Origin of the sequence: Nitrosomonas mobilis (assembly GCF_900103035.1) — a bacterium.
In the GTDB taxonomy this organism is placed as follows: domain Bacteria; phylum Pseudomonadota; class Gammaproteobacteria; order Burkholderiales; family Nitrosomonadaceae; genus Nitrosomonas; species Nitrosomonas mobilis.
Map to the genome: position 1 here is coordinate 158,030 of NZ_FMWO01000048.1, position 18,406 is coordinate 176,435.

Genomic DNA, 18,406 nt, shown 5'->3' on the forward strand with positions numbered 1-18,406 from the left:
TGAATACATCCTGTTTGTATAGAACTATTGCAGGTGAAAATATTATGTGTAAGATAGCTTAGCTGGGTGCAGTATTCAAATACAGAGAAATACTAATATTGAATGAAACTTGAGGAGTAATTGATATGGATGTGATTGATTCGATTGAGCAACAAATAAGCGCTCATCCTGTAGTACTGTTTATGAAAGGAACCCCGGATCAGCCGCAATGCGGTTTTTCTGCCAATGCGGTGCAGATACTGAAAGCCTGCGGGGTAGAGGATATTTATGCAGTAGATGTGCTTGCTGATTCCGGAGTTCGCCAGGGAATCAAGGAATTCTCCAGTTGGCCTACTATTCCACAGCTGTATGTCAAGGGTGAGTTTGTAGGTGGGTCGGATATTATGTCTGAAATGTTTCAGAATGGAGAATTGCAAAAACTGCTGACTAATTGATGGCCATGGCGATCAGCCAATAACGTGCAAATTTACCAACAGCAATAAATAATAAGGCCGGAGGCCAGTAGATACGCAGCCATCCGGCAGCTACACATAATATATCGCCGATCAGTGGTGCCCACGAAAGCAATAAAATTGGGGCGCCATGACGGCGAGTCCATTCCAGGCCGTACACGTGGCGGCCTATTTTCCTGGATAAAGCTTCCTCATCAGGTAGCAGGCGGCCAATCAGGTAAGAGCTCAACCCACCCAGAGTATTACCCAGTGTCGCAATATTCAGTGCTGGCCAGAGTAGTTCCGGGTAGGCAAGCAGAACGCCAACCAGTACCGCCTCTGAACCACCCGGCAATAAGGTTGCTGCAAGAAAGCTGCTGATAAAGAGGGTGAGCAGGCTGGCATCTTCTGTCATGCGAATGATTTTCCTTTCATGTCTTCTGGCGAGCAATGCGACGTAGCAGGCGACCCAGCAGATCCGAGCCGGTAATGATGCGGCGCTCATTCGGATGCCAGACTAATATCAGGTCTTTATCGATGACGTCATCTCCCGGATGTTCTGGTTGTACTGTCAAGTGTGTGAGCGTCTGTCCGAGTGGTAGTTGTGGGTCACGCACAATCAGTGGGTGATGGCAAAAATGCATCGGATCAAACTTATTCTTTCCAAAAAGTGCCTCGCGCAGCAGGGCAGGAGCGTTGGCTACCAGGCGAGGCTCGTTTTCTGTATCGATGAGCACGATCCATTTTTTGCCACAGGCGGCAATCTGCTTGAGAAAAGGATCATTAATGCTTCTGTTGATCTGGGGAAAAACTGGCCAACCGGCTTGAAACGGCAGGCAAAAGACGCTGCAGGGATCAAGCCATTCTCCTTCCTGGCCAACAGACAGATCATCCAGCGCCAGAAAATTGATAGCGCCAGTGGCTTCTACATAACTGATCTCGGTTTCTTTGTCACGGCCATGTTGTTCTAATATTTGCCGCAGTTCCCATTCGCGCAGCCAGGGAATGCCTTCCAGGCCAATCCAGGCATCCAGTAGCTTGCTGGATGGCCATGCAACCGGCCATAGCAAAAGCTGATACAAACGTAATATCGGCGTAAGCCTGCCTGCCATCGCTAGTGCATGACGTGAAAAATAAGCCTGAGGAAAGATTTCACCAGCAAATGTAATGACAACAGTAGAGAACAGGAATGCGCTGACACCAACCAGTACTGAGTCCGCCAGCAAGGCCAATAATACATTCATGGCAACATTGCCCCAGAGGATGGTCGTCAAGGTGAAATTGGCGTTTTGCCGCAACCCTAGTACGCGCCTGGCACCCTTATCGCCATTTTCAGCAGCAATTTCCAGATGCAAGCGGCTCAGGCTGAAAATGGCCAGGTTAAGCCCGGAAAAAATGGCGGATTGTGTCAGACAAAACGCAATGGCCAACCATATGAATAAATCACTCACCGATCAAGTATTGTTTGAAAAGCTGGTTCTTGATAATCTCATGTTACTCATCCAGCGAGGTTTGTGGTGCAATTTCCGCAATTTGCGCTGTTGTCTGATACCTGTTCTCTTCTGCCAAATAATAGCAAAGGCGCCAGCTGTGATAGGTTACCCGTTCCAGCCAGCGTACGGCGTCTAGTGCATCAAGTGCATCCGATGGACCACGTCGCCCGATAGCCGTTTCATGGAGAATGTTCAGGCGATTGTCGCGACGCAGATCCGCCAGTGTTTGTGCTTGTGCGTTGATTTTATCCAGCCAACCAGCCGGTGCGTGACCGAGCAAACCTTGACGCACTAACTCGAGTGCTTGTTGGCATTGGATTAATCCTGGACGCAGCAGGGGCTGAAAGAGCATGCTGCGCTCACCGGACGATAAATTGAGACGCTTGAACAGGCGTACGAGATGATCGATCGCATGCAGCTGATGCACGCGGGTGGGTGACAGGGATTCGTCCTCATTCATCGGTGGAATCCTGCTGAAAAAATGCTGGATGACATTCAATGCATGCCGAATCTCGTTACGTTCGCGTTCATTAACGCTGGCAACACCACTACCAAGCAAATCCAGCACTATCCTGTTGATTGCCAATGTGGTTTCGATCAGCGTGCGACGTGTGGATTCCAGTGCTATTGCCGGAACCTGTAGTAAGGCGTCGCCAAGGTGGCGGGTCAGACTTGGTTCCAGCTCGGGCAGGAGGCGTTCAATCCAGCGCGCGAACGTACGATTGAAAGGCAGAACGAGAATAACGCCGAGCAGAATGAACAAGGTATGGAAAGTCGCCAGGCTGATCGCACCCGGTGCGAGTGCAATTGTTTGCTGCAGATAGGTGATGATGGCGAGCAGCAGGGGCAGGCACAACAGAGCGATGATACCGCTGGCTAGATTGAAAATAATATGCGCCAGCGCAGTACGTCTGGCTGAGACGTTGCTGCCGATGGCGGCGAGCGCAGTAGTGACCGTGGTACCGATTGCCGCGCCAATAACCAGAAGAGCCGCCTGGTCGAAATTGATGGCATGAGCATGCAGGGCGGTAAGGGTGGTGGCAACCGCCGCGCCGGAGGATTGCATGATGACAGTCATCAATGTGCCGATGGTTACGATTAGCAGATAACCCGTTATGCCACTGGCAGGTAATGCAGATAAATCAAACGTCTCGGCTAGAACTTGCATACTGTTATGCAGTGTGTCGATCCCGGCAAAAATCAGGCCGAAACCTGCCAGAGATAACCCCAGTGAACGTCCCATGCCTTTGGTCAGCAGTCGCAACAACGCACCAATACCGATCAGTGGCAAAGCATAAAAACCCAGACTGATTTTTAAACCAAGCACCGAAACGACCCAGCCAGTACCGGTTGCACCGAGGCTTGCACCGATGACAACACCGACCGCCTGCGGAAAAGTGAGCAGCCCCGCACTGACAAAGCCGACCAGCGTGACAGTGGTTGCGGTGGAAGACTGAACCAGCAACGTAACCAGTGTACCGGACGCGAACGCTTTATAAGGCGTGCCGGTAAAGCGTGTCAGGGCGCGGCTTAATGTTTCTCCTGCCATGGATTTGAACCCATCGGTAAGCAACACTACTCCCATCAGGAACAGACCAATTCCACCCAGCAGCGGGAAAAGTATTTCGGTCATATATTTTTCGTGTTCAGTTCCGTGACATTGATATGACCCAGGAATCCACCGGATTGGCGATTCCACAAGCGGGCATATAGTCCGTCATGCGAGAGCAGTTCCGCATGGCTGCCTTGTTCGATAATTCTGCCATTGTCCATGATGATCAGCCTGTCCATGGCTGCAATGGTGGAGAGACGGTGTGCGATGGCAATGACAGTTTTGTTCTGCATGAGCTCATGGAGGCTTTGCTGAATGCTGGCTTCTATGTCGGAATCCAGCGCGGAAGTGGCCTCATCCAGAATCAGAATAGGAGCATTCTTGAGCAGCACGCGAGCGATCGCGATTCGCTGGCGTTGACCACCAGACAGATTGACGCCCCGTTCTCCGACCATGGCATCGTAGCCGCGGCGTCCCGCACTATCGACCAATGACTGAATGAACTCATGTGCATGCGCATGTTGTGCGGCAGCGACCATTTCCGCTTCATTGGCGTCTGGCCTGCCAAACAGAATATTTTCACGAATTGAGCGGTGCAGCAGTGACGTATCCTGCGTCACTATCGCAATATTGGCACGCAGACTGTCTTGCGTGACCGCGCGAATGTCCTGTTGATCGACGCAGATTCTGCCTTGTTGAATATCGTAAAAACGCAGCAGCAGATTGATCAGGGTCGATTTCCCGGCACCTGAAGGGCCGACAATACCGACCTTTTCACCTGCCTTGATATGAAGCGACAAGCCATTAAAAATCTGGTGTTCCTCACCGGTAATGGACTGGTGGTAGGTGAAACCTACCTGGTTGAAGTCGATTGCGCCATTGGTGACATTTAGTGATGAAGCATTGGGTTGATCGACAACCGCATGTGGCTTGGCTAGCATGTTCATGCCGTCCTGCACGATGCCGATATTTTCAAATAAATCCCCGATTTCCCACATGATCCAGTGCGACATGCCGGTCAGACGGATGGCAAGACTCAGCGCAATGGCAATGGCACCGGTACTGATGCTTTCATCCATCCATAAATATATACCCAGTGTGCCAATCGAAAATATGGACAGCATATTATTGAGCCAGACACAGGTGGTCAGCCAGGTTACCAGTCGCATCTGTGGGTGCACCGTATCAAGAAATTGCTGCATAGTATTGCGTGCGTGGTCAGACTCACGTCGCGTATGCGAAAAAAGCTTGAGGGTCAGAATGTTGGCGTAACTATCCACGATGCGTCCGGTCATGCTGGAACGTGTGTCTGCCTGAAGCTTGGAGATACCACGCAGCTTGGGGATGAAATAATAAAGGATATAGCTGTAGACGATCAGCCAGATGATCAAAGGCAGGCACAGGCGTAAATCAGCATTAGCGATTAATAGCAGAGCAGTGGCCAGATAAACCGACACAAACAGCATGACATCAAGGGTTTTGATGACGGCTTCACGGACTGCCAGCGAGGTTTGCATGACCTTGGTGGCAACGCGACCGCTGAACTCGTTCTGAAAGAAATGATAACTCTGGTCAAGTAGATAGCGATGCGCCTGCCAGCGCACGATCATGGGAAAATTTCCCATCAATGTCTGATGCAGAAGTAACGAATGGAAAAATACCAGTATGGGCATTAATACCAGAATGAACAACGACAGCCCGAGTAAGGAGAGTCCTTCTTCCTGCAGGAAAAATTGGGGTTCCTTGACAGCTAACCAGTCAACAATGGTACCTAATACGCCAAACAACATTGCTTCGCCAACCGCAAGACAGAAGGTAAAAAAAGCTAGCAGCAGCAGAAATCGCTCGATTCCCTGAGTGTAGTGACGGCAAAACTGAAATAGCGTACCCGGGGGTTCAGTCGGCTGCTCAGGTGGGAAAGGATTGATCAGATTTTCGAAATAGCGAAGCATAAAATGGCTGATTTTGCTATCCGATGCTGCGAATGAAATGCTGCAGATATTCAGTTGCCACTGAGTCGGTCAAAAATACGAAATCCTGCTACATAGGTGCCGATGGCTGAGCCGAAAGATGCCAGAAGAAAAACCAGTAGAGTGCGCGTCACCCGGTTTTGCCACCAGCCGCTCAAACGGACGGTGTCATGTCGCAAACGCATAAAGTCACTGACTTTTGGTTTTCGCAGATAGATCTCTGCTGCTGCGGCAACCATGCCAGCTCCTACCATAGGGTTCAATGAAGTCAGGGGGGCCGCCAGAAAGGCTGTAACAATCGTCAGCGGATGTGCCAAGGCGATGAGCGCGCCCATTGCAGACAATCCCCCGTTAATCAGCACCCAGTCGATTACCATTGCCAGCCCGATTTCGGGGCCGCGCTGAAATCCAAGGAAAAAACCCGTCAGGATCAGCGCAACGATTACCCATGGCGCATACTGGATCCAACGACTGCGCTGTGGAACAACATCAAGTTCGTTAATGACTTCATTGGGCGATCGCGGATCAGGCGAGCGCAACAGGTTGCCGATCCCCTGCATGTGACCGGCACCGACGATTGCCAGTGTGTGCTGATGTTGACCTTGCGCTATCTCCTGTAACAATCGTGCAGACATGTACTGGTCGCGTTCGGCAATCAGTGGCTGGTATAGGTCCTGCTGATTTTCTGCAAGTTGAGAGAAAGTGCTCTCCAGTACATCTCCTTCCTTGAGTCGTTCTATTTCCTCAGTGCTGGGAGTTTCACGACTGATAATACTTGCCAGCAATCCTCCGAAAAGACCAAATCTTTGCCACCATGGAAAATTATGATAAATCCGTTTCAGTGTGACGCCAATTTCGCGATCAATCAGTATCACCGGCAAGCTGGCAGCCTGCGCATCCCGGATTGCAGTACGCATTTCAGCGCCAGGCTCGATACCCATGCTTTCTGCCATGCGTTGCTGAAAAGCGCCGAGCGCCAGGCTAGCTGCTACCATGTAGGCTTGTCCTTGCCGAATGACCTGAAATAGATCCATTTTGGCCAGTTGATCCGGCTCGATGATAGCCTTGTAACGACTCGGACATAATTCGACCGCTACCGCGTCAAATGCCTGTGTGGCGATCAGCTCTTTCACTTTATCCGCACTGGCCTGGGAGACATGTGCTGTCCCGAGAATGGTGATTTTCCGATGATTATTCAGCTCGATGGTTTCAAGTGGTTCGTTGGATTCTTTTGCTGACATGAATAGATGTTAATGTGAATAAGATGTGAGTATGAAGAATAGAGGAAAGAGCGACTATTACAATAGCCGTTGGATCAGCATTCAGTGATGCTGACGGCCAGTCCCCCAAGCGAGGTTTCTTTGTACTTATGCGACATTTCCAGGCCGGTCTGCTTCATGGCGGCGATACAGCCATCGAGCGGCATGAAATGCTGTCCGGATCCGCGCCGGGCTAGAGAGGCAGCAGTATGCGCCTTGATAGCACCGAATCCGTTACGTTCGATACAAGGTACTTGCACTAGCCCTCCGACCGGGTCACAGGTCATACCCAGATGATGCTCCAGCGCAATTTCCGCGGCATTCTCAATCTGTTCGGTGGTGCCACCTTGTACGGCACATAACCCGGCGGCTGCCATGGCTGCAGCAGAGCCAACTTCGCCCTGGCAGCCAACCTCCGCTCCCGAGATGGAGCTGCGATGTTTGATCAAGCCACCAATTGCGGCTGCCGTGAGTAAAAAGTCCCGAATTTGCTGGTGTGTTCCCTGTTCGTGCAGCAGCAGATAGTACAGAACCGCAGGAATGACACCCGCGGCGCCATTGGTAGGCGCGGTCACAACCATATGGCCAGCGGCATTTTCTTCGTTGACCGCCATGGCATAGGCACACAGCCAGTCGTTAAGTGTTGCTTTTTCGGGGTAAGTTTGCAATTGTGCAAATAGGTCGTGCGCACGCCGCCGGATGCTGAGTCCACCCGGTAACCGGCCTTGAGTGGCTAACCCGCGTTCAATGCAATCGCGCATTGCCTGCCAAATATTGTCCAGCCCCTCGTCCAGTGCTGTCGAAGTCATGGTGGTTAGTTCGTTGGCACGTTTCATTTCGGCAATTGACAGGCCACTTTGCCGCGACATCTCAAGCATACTGCGCGCCGAGTCAAATGGCCAGGGACAGGTCCGGTCCGGCTCGATCTTGAGGGGCGCGTCCAAATGATCAATCTCGGCAAGCGTACAGATAAAGCCGCCCCCGATGGAAAAATAAATTCTGGAGAGAATAGGTTTTTCGTGCGCATCGGACAGAGTAAAAATCATGCCGTTAGGGTGCTGGGGCAGGGGATCGTGTTTGTCGAAAACTATGTCGTCGGCTGGCCGAAAGACAACTCGTTTATCAATATCGAGTGAAAGCGCATCCTTTGTCCAGAGTGAAGTTGTCAACGCATGAACATCCTGTTTTGCCAGCGATGCAGGGTTGTATCCATGCAGCCCGAGCGTGACGGCGCGATCAGTCGCGTGCCCTTTGCCGGTAAAGGCCAGAGAGCCTTTTAATGTGCAATGAACGTGGTAGTGGCTGTCATGATGGTTTTGTGAGGCATATTGTTTGATTTCATCACGAAAAACATTTGCCGCAGCCATAGGCCCCATGGTGTGAGAGCTGGATGGGCCAATACCGATTTTGAATAAATCAAGCGTGCTGATGAACATAAAAGAAGAAGGGCCAAGCCCCCATATAAAATAACAGTTGGCTGAGAGAAATGCTTCGTTGGATATACTACGCTATAAATTTTATTGGTCAATACGGTCATTGGATATGGCAAATTGGTTCTGTATTGCCACTGGAGATCCGGGTTTTTAGAAGTACTGGTTAGCCAGCGATCTGGATCCCCACATCCGAAAAAATAACCGCAAATATCGCATCGATGATGATGACGGAAGTGATGGATATGACCACTGACAGAGTGGTTCCTTCACCCAGACTTTCAGTGTTTGGTTTGATGCGTAATCCGAAATGGCAGGCAATCAGGGCAATGGTCATGCCGCAGACTATGCCTTTGGCAAGCGCCAGCCATAAATTCGCAACTGGTACCGCTCCTGGCAGGCTGGTAATGGCGTAGTGGTAGCTCAATCCGATCTGTAAATCTGCCGCCATGATGCCACCAAGTAGCGCAATGGCGCTGGTCCATAGCACGATCAGCGGCATCGCGATCCCCAGGCCGATAATTTTGGGCAGAATCAGCCGCAGGCTGTACGGGATACCCATCACGGTCAGCGCATCCAGTTCTTCAGTCACGCGCATTACCCCCAATTGCGCCGTCATGGCGGAACCGGAACGGCCGGCGACCAGTATCGCCGCGAGCATTGGTCCCAGTTCGCGAATGATGCTCATCCCCAGGATATTGACGATATAGATGTCCGCGCCAAACATATGCAGCTGTTCGGAAGAAAGATAGCTCAGCACGATCCCGATCAGAAAGCCGACTACTGCGGTAATACCAAGTGCTTGTGCTCCGGCGCGATAAAGAGTTGCGGAAATTTCCCGGAAAGGAATTCTGGCGGGATGCGTCAGCAGGTACAGACAGTCCAGCGTCACTTGACCGGAGAGGCCGATGATCCCACGCACATGATCCAGCACCGTAAAAAATTTTTTGCCTAATGTAGAAACCGGCAGAAAAAGGTTGGAGCGGCGTTTATCCGGTATCGGCGGAATATTTTGTAAACGATCGAACATCCTGGCCTGTTCGTCACGCAGATAGAGCATGTCGGGGCGCTTTTCACCCCACGCCTGCCACAGCATGACTGCACCTGCATAATCGAGCTGCCGAATTTCCCGCAGATCCCAGCTTAAATCGGTTTGTTTGGCATATTGAACCAGCTCGGCGTTTGCTTTTACCAGTGGGCGGTCAAGTGCAGCCAGCGTAAAATCTCCGGTCAGTTTCAGGCTGGTACGGTCCGGAGAAAGTGCAATATGAAACTTATTTTGAGACATGAGCAATCTATTGTTGTTGCTGTTTTTCAACAGGCTTCCTATGTGACCAGAGCAACAGCAACACACCGATGACCACCATCGGCAATGACAGCCATTGTCCCATACTGAGTCCCAATGTCATCAGGCCGAGAAATCCCTCGTCCGGTTCACGGAAGAATTCGGCAAACGAACGAAACAGACCGTAACCGATCATGAACATGCCCGAGACGGCACCTACTGGTCTGGGTCTGGCAGAATAAAACCACAGTACGACAAAAAACATCAGTCCTTCCAGTGCAAACTCATACAGCTGGGAAGGATGTCGCGGGAGAGCGTCAACATACGGAAAAATCATTCCCCACGGCATGTCGGTCGGACGTCCCCATAACTCACTATTGATAAAATTGCCGATACGACCAGCACCTAACCCGAGTGGAACCAATGGCGCAATAAAATCCGTAACAGCAAACCAGGATAAATTGTATTTGCGTGCTAGCCAGGCCATGGCAAGAATCACACCGAGAAAGCCGCCATGGAACGACATGCCGCCCTGCCAGATAGCCATAATTTCCAATGGATGCTGGAAATAGTAGCCGGGTGCATAAAACAATACATGGCCGAGTCGTCCACCGAGCACGACGCCCAGCACGCCAAAGAAAAGCGCATCATCGAGCATTTCCCGTGTAAAACCTGCTTCCGGTTTCTGTCTGATGCGGTAGCGCCCCAGAATGATGAATAGCAGGAATCCTAGCAGATACATCAGTCCATACCAGTGTATCTTGAGAGGCCCGATGGCCAGCGCGACTGGATCGAATTGTGGGTGAACGAGCATGTGATTGATAGTCCGATTTATGGTAAAATGGCCATTATACGGCAATGCCAGCCAGGCATAAGGTGAGTAACCGTTACATTTCAGGGATAAAGATATGCCAGATAATCGACGCAGCCAGAACATAACCCATGGCGCCAAACGTGCACCCAATCGTGCCATGTTGCGCGCAGTTGGTTTCGGTGATGGGGATTTTGACAAACCGATCGTGGGTATCGCCAATGGCTACTCAACCATCACACCCTGCAATCTAGGGTTGAACGAGCTGGCCCAGTGCGCGGAACACGCAGTCAAGACGGCGGGTGGCATGCCGCAGATGTTTGGTACCATCACTGTATCCGATGGCATTTCGATGGGCACCGAAGGCATGAAATACTCGCTGGTCTCACGTGAAGTGATCGCCGATTCGATTGAAACCTGTGTGCAGGCAGAAAGTATGGATGGCATTCTCGCCATTGGTGGTTGTGACAAAAACATGCCCGGTGCGATGATTGCACTCGCCAGAATGAATGTCCCCGCTATTTTTGTCTATGGCGGGACCATCAAACCCGGACATTACCATGGCCAGGATTTGACGATTGTCAGTGCATTTGAGGCGGTGGGGCAGTTTACTGCGCACAAGATAGACGAGGCCGAGCTGCTGGCGGTGGAACGCCATGCCTGCCCCGGCGCAGGTTCCTGTGGCGGCATGTTTACTGCCAACACCATGTCATCCGCCATCGAGTCAATGGGCATGAGCCTGCCGTATTCTTCCACCATGGCGGCGGAAGATGAAGAAAAGCGGCTGAGTGCAATTCGCTCCGCCGAGGTGCTGGTCGAAGCCATCAAAAAACAGATTCTGCCGCGCGATCTCATCACGCGTAAATCGCTTGAAAATGCAGTATCGGTCGTCATGGCGGTTGGCGGATCAACCAACGCCGTCCTACATTTGCTGGCCATTGCACATGCTGCCGAGGTCGATTTTCATATCGATGATTTTGAACAGATTCGTGCGCGCGTACCGGTGATTTGCGATCTCAAGCCTTCCGGGCGTTACGTGACGACCGATCTGCATAGTGCGGGCGGTATTCCACAGGTGATGAAAATGCTGCTCGAACATGGTTTGCTGCATGGCGACTGCCTGACTATCAGCGGGCAGACTGTTGCTGAAGTATTGCGGGATATTCCCGCACAACCGCGTCCGGACCAGGATGTGATTCGCCAGTGGGGAAATCCAGTTTATGCACAGGGGCATCTGGCAATTCTCAAAGGTAATCTGTCACCAGAAGGAGCGGTGGCCAAGATTTCCGGTGTCAAGAATCCCGTCATCACCGGTCCGGCACGGGTATTTGATTCTGAGGAAGCCTGCATGGAAGCGATTCTGGCGCGCCAGATCCAGCCGGGTGATATTGTCGTCATTCGCTACGAAGGGCCGAAAGGCGGCCCCGGCATGCGCGAAATGCTTTCACCAACTTCAGCGCTGATCGGTGAAGGGCTGGGTGATTCGGTCGGGCTAATAACCGATGGCCGTTTTTCCGGCGGTACGTATGGCATGGTTGTCGGGCACGTTGCCCCTGAGGCATTTGTGGGTGGGGTGATTGCGCTGGTGGAGGAGGGAGATTCGATCACGATTGATGCGCATCACCGCCTGTTGCAGCTCAATATTGATGAGTCCGAACTGGCGCGACGCCGTACTGCCTGGCAGCCGCCTGCTCCGCGCTATACCCGTGGCGTACTCGCCAAATATGCCAAACTGGTCTCGACCGCGAGCTGCGGCGCAGTAACCGATTGATGGCTCGATAAAACTCTGCGTACCCAGCCATCTCACCAGGCAAGTGACCAAGCCTCTGCCTGCTGTAGCGGCTTGGTCACTTGCTTAGTGAACCGCGTTATCTGCAAGCTGCCGAGTGCACTCTGCAGCTATTTTAGGTGAAATTTCGCAGCAACCAGGTACTCATTGCAGCCTGCTGATCGCACTTGAAGCGTTTCTGACCCCACCGCAAATTGTGATGCTACGAGGGGAGCAGACGGTATTGCCAGTCTGGCAGACAGCGTTGCTGCCCCACACCTTGCGCGCAGTAACAGTTGCCCTGCCAGCGGGACTGGCCGACTTGCCGAATAACCTCAACAAACCATTGCCAGTCGGTGAGAAGGCTGGCGCCTGTGTATGTGAAGACAGGTGGTGCCTGCCGGAAATTCGGCAACCGGAAGATCTGCTTGCTGTAATTGCTTTACGTCGATGAATCAACCGTCATTCATGGTGCAGGGCTTCAACCGGCTTGAGTGAGGAGGCTTTTCTGGCCGGATAAATGCCAAAGAAAATGCCGATGATGGATGCAAAAGAAACTGCGAGAATGATCATGCCCAGGGTGATCACAATCTGAATGCCGGCAATCTCGCTTACCAGCCAGGCGCCACCCATGCCCAGTAAAATACCGATCAATGCTCCAAGAATGCAGATCATCATGGCTTCCAGCAGAAACTGTGTCAGGATCATACGGCGGTTGGCGCCGATTGCCATGCGTATGCCAATTTCCCGGGTGCGCTCCGTCACCGATACCAGCATGATGTTCATGATACCGATGCCGCCGACCAGTAATGAAATAGACGCAATCGCTCCCAACATCCACGACATGATTTTTGCTGCACTGCTGGCAACGGAAGCAAGCGCCGTCAGGTTGCTGACGGTAAAATCGTTCTCCACGCCGTCAAAAAGCCGGTGGCGTTGGCGTAACAAATCGGTGATATCCTGCTGCGCGGCTTCCATGCTGTCAGCCGAGGCAGCTTGCACCAGCATAAAGTTGACCACACCCGGAAACTGATTGCCGAGAATCTGTCGTTGTGCAGTCGTCAGGGGGACCAATACCCGGTCATCCTGATCACGGCCATCAAGCGCCTGGCCTTTGGCGGCAAGCAAACCCACTACCGTAAACGGTCGATCTGCGATGCGAATGGTTTCGCCCACTGGGTCTTCATCCCCAAAAAGGTTTTTTGCCGAAACGGCTCCCAGAACGGTCACGCGAGCGCCGGCGCGCAAATCACTTTCAGTGAAGATTTCACCAGCCTGTATTTGCCAGTTACTGATTGAGAAATAATCTGGCGTAACACCACTGAGAAAGGTGCTCCAGTTATTGGCGCCATAATTAAGCTGAGCGGTTCCGGAGACGACCGGCGCACTGGCGGTAACCGTCGATAGCTCTGCGATTGCCTGTGCGTCCTGCATAGTGAGCGTTTTGATGCTGCCGCTGCCAAAACGCAGTCCACCTGCGGATGTAGCTCCTGGTGTGACAATCAGCAAATTACTACCCATCGAAGCGATCGCATCGTTGATTTTGGTTTGTGCGCCCTGGCCAATCGACAGCATCAGTACCACGGCGGCAACACCAATGATCATGCCAAGCATGGTCAGCAAAGTGCGCAAGCGATTGGCTTGCAGCGCACGAACAGCTTCACTGGTAATGGTCAGCAGATTCATTGTCTGGCGGCCATCGCATGATTCTGCCGATGGCGAGTTGCAGCATCTTCGATGATGCGTCCATCTTTGAGACGAATCAGGCGACTGGCGCAGGCGGCAATATCATCTTCATGCGTTACGATCATAATGGTGATACCGCTTTCGCGGTTGAGCCGATCAAATAGCAGCATGATTTCATGACTGGTTTGGGTATCCAGGTTGCCGGTAGGTTCGTCCGCCAGAATGAGTTGTGGCTGATTAACCAGCGCACGGCTAATCGCAACCCGTTGTTGCTGACCACCAGATAGCTGGTTGGGATGATGCATGGCAAAACTGTCAAGCCCCGTCTGCTCCAGAAGCGACATAGCACGCTGACGGGCCGCTTTGCGGCTGATACCGGCATATAGCAGCGGTGCTGCCACATTATCGAGTGCAGTCATGCGCCTGAGCAGATTGAATCCTTGAAAAACGAATCCAATCTGACGATTGCGCACGCTTGCCAGTGCATCGTTGGACAGGGTGGCAACATCCTGCTGGCCCAGCCAGTAGTGTCCGCTCGATGGCGAATCAAGGCAGCCGAGTACATTCATCAAGGTGGATTTCCCGGAACCGGAATGCCCCATGATGGCGACAAATTCACCCGATGTGATGCTGAAATTGATGTCAATCAGCACCCTGAGCTCGACAGATTTTCCATTGGCGCCATCCAGATAATAGCTTTTGCAAAGATTCTCTACCCGGATGATGGCTGTCGGGTTAGCAGCGTCAATCTGGTCGGATAGGACTGCTGGTGTATTCATCAGAATAACCGGAATCGGAGATTACTTGCTGGCTTGCCATTCTTTTGCTTATCAGAGATTTCTTCAATAACCAGCAGATCGTTTTCTGCCAATTCTTCCGAGATAATTTCTGTCAGTCGGCCATCGGTAATGCCCGTGAGGATCTGAACCGGTGTTGGAAGGTTGTTGTTCAACCGGTAAACCAGGCGGTGACCGGGTTGAACGGTTATGCTCGCATTTGCTTTGTCCTGAGCAGGTTTGTAGCGCAGTGCCGCGTTAGGAATGCGAAGCACGTCCAGTTTCTCAGCGACAACGAAACGTACATTAGCAGTCATCCCAGGCAATAGACTGCCATCTTCATTGACCAAGGTTGCGACCACGTTATAAGTCACCACATTTTCCTGAATAGTGGGATTCAAGCGGACCTGCCTGACAACGGCGGAAAACTCACGCTCCGGAAAGGTATCTACACTGAAGGCAATGTGTTGGCCGATATGAATTTGTCCGATATCTGCTTCGGCGACACTGATGTTGATCTGCATCTGCCGCAGATCGCGCGCGATCTGGAACAGCGTGGGTGTCTGGAAATTGGCAGCTACGGTCTGCCCGACATTGACATCCCGCGCCACCACCACACCGGAAATCGGTGAACGGATAATGCTGTAGTTGAGATTGGCGCGATCCCGCGCTACTTGTGCCTGATTAACACCCACCTGCGCACGGGCAGCCTTGAACTGTTGCTCAGCTTCATCCAGAGCTTCGCTGGAAATAAATCCTTTTTTGACTAATTGACGACTACGCGACAGTTTACTGATGGCAAGAGCCAGACTGGTCTGCGCACTCTTCAGATTAGCAGTGGATTGCTGCAACTGGGCATCAAGCAGCGCCGGATCGAGTTTTGCCAGTATCTGGCCCGTTTTAACCTGATCGTTGAAATCAGCATAAATTCGGGTAACGGTACCGGAAATCTGGGTACCAACCTCAATCAGTTCCAGTGGGGTGAGCGTGCCATTGGCGGAAATCGTACGGATCAGCTTACCGCGATCAACCTGCCCGGTTTTATATTCAACGGGACCGGCGTCGTTACTGAGCGAAGAATAGCCATAAAAAGCGGCTATCAGCAGGATAATGATGAGTACAATTTTTTTTAGCATGTTTTGTCAGTTTTTTGCTGGAAAATGGTGCAACCCAGTTATCTATCTTTTTCATGTTCAGCAACCGCTTCTTTCAATTGCCGCAAACGCGCTTCTACGCTCGATAACTGATAAAAGTTTTCGTGTTTCTGCCGTAGTGCAATTTCCAGCTGCCCAATTGCCTGCTTGTATTTTCCTTCCAGAATCAGCGCTTCGGCCTGTGCCTGATGTTGTTGTAAACGGTTGCCCAGCACCTCATGGCTGCGCGCTTCAAGCTGGTGAAGCCTGATATCGTTGCGCAAAATTTGTAATTGTTTCCTGGTGAAATCAAGCGCTTTCTGTGGCTGGCCATGTTGCAACAGCGCGTCAGCATAGCCATAAATGAGCGCGCGGTAATGAGGATAAGCTGCCAGAGCAGTCTGGTAAAGCTTGAATGCATCTTCAACCTGCCCATTCTCAAATTTAACGTGTGCAGCGAGAGTATCGATCATTGCCGCAGCTTGTACATAATCTCCCGCTATTCTGATGGGTTTGCCCAGACTATGATTTTTGATTGGCTGAGCGGCAGGGTCGGACTGGATAGTCTGATAAAGCACATTCAGCTCTTTTTCAGCGCGCCCGTATTGCCTGGCGCGGAGCAGCGCCTGAATCAGTCCGTAGCGTTCTGCCGTCTCGTTAATGTAGCGCCTGTCCTGCAGACGCGCATCAAATTCTGATACTTTCTGAAAGGCGCTTCCCTGCAGAGCGCGCAACTTCGCGCGAACGAGGTGAAATTCGATGCTATCGGGTACCTGGCGATAACTAACTTCACGAACTCGATTTTGAATATCGGCAATCCGCTCAAATGTTACCGGATGCGTTCTAAGAAATGAGGGAGCACCGCTTTCATGATAACGGCTGGCATTTTGCATGCGTTCAAAAAATGAAGCCATGCCATGCGGATCAAATCCGGCTTTGACCAGCATGTCGAACCCTATCCGGTCGGCCTCTTTTTCATGCTTGCGCGTAAAATTCAGTTGCGCCTGAATCATCCCGGCTTGCGTCGCCGCCATCACGGCCGAACCAGCTTGAGGATTGGAGCGCGAAGCTAAAATGGCGATAGCCAGTGCGGCGATCGAAGCGATCATCCCGGGATACTGACTACCGGAAATCATTCTGGCCAGATGTTTCTGCGTGACATGTGCTATTTCATGCGCCATGACACCGGCTAGTTCGGATTCACTCTGTGCGGCAGTGATCAGACCACTGTGAAATCCCATGAAGCCACCGGGCATGGCAAACGCATTGATTTCCGAATTGTTGAGCGCAAAGAATTCAAACGAATGTTCAAATACATAGCGGTCAGATACCGCCACCAGTCTGCTACCGATTCTGCTTAGATAGTCAGCTACCTCAGGATCATCAAGATAACTCGGGTCTGCTCGAATCTGACGCATGATCTGCAACCCGATCTGACGCTCCTGGCGTGGAGTAACGGTTGCTTGCGACACATCACCCAGATCAGGCAAGGTCTGTCCGAAAACCTGATATGGAAAAAGCATTGACAAAACAATAATGAGAGCTGTGTATTTCATGGTGGTTTGATCAATACTTTCGTGCCGGGTTCCGTTTGAGCATAACTGTCAATTTCTTCAGGAATTAAGGTGAAACCAGGTGGGGGTGCATAGTACTTGAAATTCTACCAGCAATGATTTTGCCGTTACTCTTTTCTGGTTTCGGGTGAATAAACGCTCTGCTAGCCATTGCCTGCGACAATTTGTCACATTCCCATTCGCTCGTATTGAATCAGTGTTTACGCGTGGGCACGGGGTGCCCACCCTACAGGGCTGATAGTGATGGCACCTTGTGCCCACGCGTAAACTCAGGATTTGCGGATAGCATCAAATGCCAGATAGGCGATGAAAGCGGCAGCGGCGATCAGTACGATTGCTACGACAATAGTCATTTTATAACTCCTCAAGTGACGCCATTTTTTCCTCAATGCGTCTGTGCATGCCATAACCAGCAAAACCAAGGATGGTCAAGGCAATGACAGCAGCAAAAACCAGAAGCCAATGAACGGTCTGGAAATTTGAGAGCAACCAGCCAGTGAGGCTGATCAATGCTGCGATCAGCATGCCCAGCCAAAGTTTCAAATAAGCAATCTGTTCCCTGGTGCGATCGAGTTTTGACATTATTGATTGGAACCGTGCTTATCCAGCGTTTATTACGGGGTGGCAGGTATGGCCCCGGCCAGCATAAACATTCCTGCAGGAAAGCACAAGCAGGACGCTGTTGCTCGTTACATTATTGGGAAAACGGTCATGATCGGGTCAGGGTAGTGGGCGGCAATTCCATCACCTCGGCCCAATTGGGGCTGTTCTCGCGAAGACGGGAGACAGCTCTGTAGGGTGGGCACCGTTTTTGTGCCCACGCGGTTTGTATCCGATCAAACGAAATGATCTTTGAAAAATGGGGTGATTTTTTTTGTGTGTTGAGGAGAATGCGCGTGTTTACTCGTGGGCACGGGGTGCCCACCCTACAGGGCTGAAACAAATCCAACGCCGTCATCCCCGAATGACCTTATCGGGGATCCAGAATGTCGATGGCCTAAAAACTGGATTCCCGATCAGAAGCGCCTCGGGAATGACGGGGATAGAGGTTACGGCAAAGCAAAACGTCGATGCTGGTGTGGGATACAACGAAAAAATCATGTGGGGTGCCCACGCGGTTTATATCCGATCAAACGAAATGACCTTTGAAAAATGGGGTAATTTTTTTGTGCGTTGAGGAGAATGCGTGTGTTTACTCGTGGGCACGGAGTGCCCACCCTACAGGGCTGAAACAAATC

Annotated in this window: 17 protein-coding genes; 4 read left to right on the forward strand and 13 right to left on the reverse strand. The window is 51.5% G+C overall.

Annotated elements, in window-relative coordinates; translation table 11 throughout:
- The first annotated feature begins 125 nt into the window (after nucleotides 1–125).
- Nucleotides 126–434 (forward strand): Grx4 family monothiol glutaredoxin, encoded by a 309-nt coding sequence (gene grxD, locus NSMM_RS07455; protein WP_090286150.1) that lies wholly within the window; start codon nucleotides 126–128, stop codon nucleotides 432–434.
- On the opposite strand, the gene NSMM_RS07460 is transcribed toward grxD, so the two are convergent.
- The 8 genes from NSMM_RS07460 to lgt all read right to left on the reverse strand — a co-directional run bounded on the left by NSMM_RS07460 (nucleotide 427) and on the right by lgt (nucleotide 10,234).
- On the reverse strand, nucleotides 427–846 hold the full coding sequence (locus NSMM_RS07460; RefSeq protein ID WP_090286152.1) for a YqaA family protein: 420 nt from the start codon (nucleotides 844–846) through the stop codon (nucleotides 427–429). The two genes, grxD and NSMM_RS07460, sit on opposite strands and share 8 nt — an antisense overlap.
- Before the next feature lie 16 nt (nucleotides 847–862).
- Nucleotides 863–1,882 carry a DUF21 domain-containing protein gene (locus NSMM_RS07465; protein WP_090286155.1) on the reverse strand — a complete coding sequence of 340 codons (1,020 nt, stop codon included), beginning with the start codon at nucleotides 1,880–1,882 and terminating at the stop codon, nucleotides 863–865.
- 43 nt (nucleotides 1,883–1,925) lie between these two features.
- Complete coding sequence (locus tag NSMM_RS07470; protein WP_090286157.1) at nucleotides 1,926–3,557, reverse strand: Na/Pi cotransporter family protein; 1,632 nt, start codon at nucleotides 3,555–3,557, stop codon at nucleotides 1,926–1,928.
- Nucleotides 3,554–5,428 (reverse strand): ABC transporter ATP-binding protein, encoded by a 1,875-nt coding sequence (locus tag NSMM_RS07475; RefSeq protein ID WP_090286159.1) that lies wholly within the window; start codon nucleotides 5,426–5,428, stop codon nucleotides 3,554–3,556. Before NSMM_RS07475 ends, NSMM_RS07470 begins: the two co-directional genes overlap by 4 nt.
- A gap of 50 nt (nucleotides 5,429–5,478) precedes the next feature.
- The gene (locus NSMM_RS07480; protein ID WP_090286161.1) at nucleotides 5,479–6,687 is read right to left on the reverse strand and encodes a TraB/GumN family protein; all 1,209 of its coding nucleotides are present in this window, start codon (nucleotides 6,685–6,687) and stop codon (nucleotides 5,479–5,481) included.
- A 74-nt stretch (nucleotides 6,688–6,761) separates the two neighbouring features.
- Complete coding sequence (locus tag NSMM_RS07485; protein WP_090286163.1) at nucleotides 6,762–8,141, reverse strand: L-serine ammonia-lyase; 1,380 nt, start codon at nucleotides 8,139–8,141, stop codon at nucleotides 6,762–6,764.
- Between the two features lie 160 nt (nucleotides 8,142–8,301).
- Nucleotides 8,302–9,423 carry an MlaE family ABC transporter permease gene (locus NSMM_RS07490; RefSeq protein WP_090286334.1) on the reverse strand — a complete coding sequence of 374 codons (1,122 nt, stop codon included), beginning with the start codon at nucleotides 9,421–9,423 and terminating at the stop codon, nucleotides 8,302–8,304.
- 7 nt (nucleotides 9,424–9,430) lie between these two features.
- On the reverse strand, nucleotides 9,431–10,234 hold the full coding sequence (gene lgt, locus NSMM_RS07495; RefSeq protein ID WP_090286165.1) for a prolipoprotein diacylglyceryl transferase: 804 nt from the start codon (nucleotides 10,232–10,234) through the stop codon (nucleotides 9,431–9,433).
- Between the two features lie 94 nt (nucleotides 10,235–10,328).
- Here lgt and ilvD point away from each other — a divergent pair, with 94 nt between their 5' ends.
- Both ilvD and NSMM_RS07505 read left to right on the forward strand, forming a co-directional pair.
- Complete coding sequence (gene ilvD, locus NSMM_RS07500) at nucleotides 10,329–12,002, forward strand: dihydroxy-acid dehydratase (protein ID WP_090286167.1); 1,674 nt, start codon at nucleotides 10,329–10,331, stop codon at nucleotides 12,000–12,002.
- A gap of 115 nt (nucleotides 12,003–12,117) precedes the next feature.
- On the forward strand, nucleotides 12,118–12,453 hold the full coding sequence (locus tag NSMM_RS07505; RefSeq protein WP_090286169.1) for a hypothetical protein: 336 nt from the start codon (nucleotides 12,118–12,120) through the stop codon (nucleotides 12,451–12,453).
- 8 nt (nucleotides 12,454–12,461) lie between these two features.
- Here NSMM_RS07505 and NSMM_RS07510 read toward each other — a convergent pair whose 3' ends face one another.
- From NSMM_RS07510 to NSMM_RS07530, 5 genes are all read right to left on the reverse strand, one after another.
- On the reverse strand, nucleotides 12,462–13,685 hold the full coding sequence (locus tag NSMM_RS07510) for an ABC transporter permease (protein ID WP_090286171.1): 1,224 nt from the start codon (nucleotides 13,683–13,685) through the stop codon (nucleotides 12,462–12,464).
- Nucleotides 13,682–14,464, reverse strand: coding sequence for an ABC transporter ATP-binding protein (locus tag NSMM_RS07515; protein WP_090286172.1), 783 nt, complete (start codon nucleotides 14,462–14,464; stop codon nucleotides 13,682–13,684). Before NSMM_RS07515 ends, NSMM_RS07510 begins: the two co-directional genes overlap by 4 nt.
- On the reverse strand, nucleotides 14,464–15,597 hold the full coding sequence (locus tag NSMM_RS07520) for an efflux RND transporter periplasmic adaptor subunit (protein ID WP_090286174.1): 1,134 nt from the start codon (nucleotides 15,595–15,597) through the stop codon (nucleotides 14,464–14,466). Before NSMM_RS07520 ends, NSMM_RS07515 begins: the two co-directional genes overlap by 1 nt.
- A 38-nt stretch (nucleotides 15,598–15,635) precedes the next feature.
- On the reverse strand, nucleotides 15,636–17,150 hold the full coding sequence (locus NSMM_RS07525; protein WP_090286176.1) for a M48 family metalloprotease: 1,515 nt from the start codon (nucleotides 17,148–17,150) through the stop codon (nucleotides 15,636–15,638).
- 372 nt (nucleotides 17,151–17,522) lie between these two features.
- Nucleotides 17,523–17,750: a hypothetical protein gene (locus NSMM_RS07530; protein WP_090286178.1), complete on the reverse strand. Its 228-nt coding sequence runs from the start codon at nucleotides 17,748–17,750 to the stop codon at nucleotides 17,523–17,525.
- 382 nt (nucleotides 17,751–18,132) lie between these two features.
- Here NSMM_RS07530 and NSMM_RS07535 point away from each other — a divergent pair, with 382 nt between their 5' ends.
- Entirely contained in the window at nucleotides 18,133–18,345 is a 213-nt protein-coding gene (locus NSMM_RS07535) for a hypothetical protein (RefSeq protein ID WP_090286180.1), read from the forward strand.
- Nucleotides 18,346–18,406 lie beyond the last annotated feature (61 nt).

Bases quoted from the DNA above. Each gene is read 5' to 3' on its own strand.
- grxD (WP_090286150.1), top strand. From the start codon at position 126: ATGGATGTGATTGATTCGATTGAGCAACAAATAAGCGCTCATCCTGTA.
- NSMM_RS07460 (WP_090286152.1), bottom strand. From the start codon at position 846: ATGACAGAAGATGCCAGCCTGCTCACCCTCTTTATCAGCAGCTTTCTT.
- NSMM_RS07470 (WP_090286157.1), bottom strand. From the start codon at position 3,557: ATGACCGAAATACTTTTCCCGCTGCTGGGTGGAATTGGTCTGTTCCTG.
- NSMM_RS07475 (WP_090286159.1), bottom strand. From the start codon at position 5,428: ATGCTTCGCTATTTCGAAAATCTGATCAATCCTTTCCCACCTGAGCAG.
- NSMM_RS07480 (WP_090286161.1), bottom strand. From the start codon at position 6,687: ATGTCAGCAAAAGAATCCAACGAACCACTTGAAACCATCGAGCTGAAT.
- NSMM_RS07485 (WP_090286163.1), bottom strand. From the start codon at position 8,141: ATGTTCATCAGCACGCTTGATTTATTCAAAATCGGTATTGGCCCATCC.
- NSMM_RS07490 (WP_090286334.1), bottom strand. From the start codon at position 9,423: ATGTCTCAAAATAAGTTTCATATTGCACTTTCTCCGGACCGTACCAGC.
- lgt (WP_090286165.1), bottom strand. From the start codon at position 10,234: ATGCTCGTTCACCCACAATTCGATCCAGTCGCGCTGGCCATCGGGCCT.
- ilvD (WP_090286167.1), top strand. From the start codon at position 10,329: ATGCCAGATAATCGACGCAGCCAGAACATAACCCATGGCGCCAAACGT.
- NSMM_RS07510 (WP_090286171.1), bottom strand. From the start codon at position 13,685: ATGAATCTGCTGACCATTACCAGTGAAGCTGTTCGTGCGCTGCAAGCC.
- NSMM_RS07515 (WP_090286172.1), bottom strand. From the start codon at position 14,464: ATGAATACACCAGCAGTCCTATCCGACCAGATTGACGCTGCTAACCCG.
- NSMM_RS07520 (WP_090286174.1), bottom strand. From the start codon at position 15,597: ATGCTAAAAAAAATTGTACTCATCATTATCCTGCTGATAGCCGCTTTT.
- NSMM_RS07525 (WP_090286176.1), bottom strand. From the start codon at position 17,150: ATGAAATACACAGCTCTCATTATTGTTTTGTCAATGCTTTTTCCATAT.
- NSMM_RS07530 (WP_090286178.1), bottom strand. From the start codon at position 17,750: ATGTCAAAACTCGATCGCACCAGGGAACAGATTGCTTATTTGAAACTT.
- NSMM_RS07535 (WP_090286180.1), top strand. From the start codon at position 18,133: ATGACCTTATCGGGGATCCAGAATGTCGATGGCCTAAAAACTGGATTC.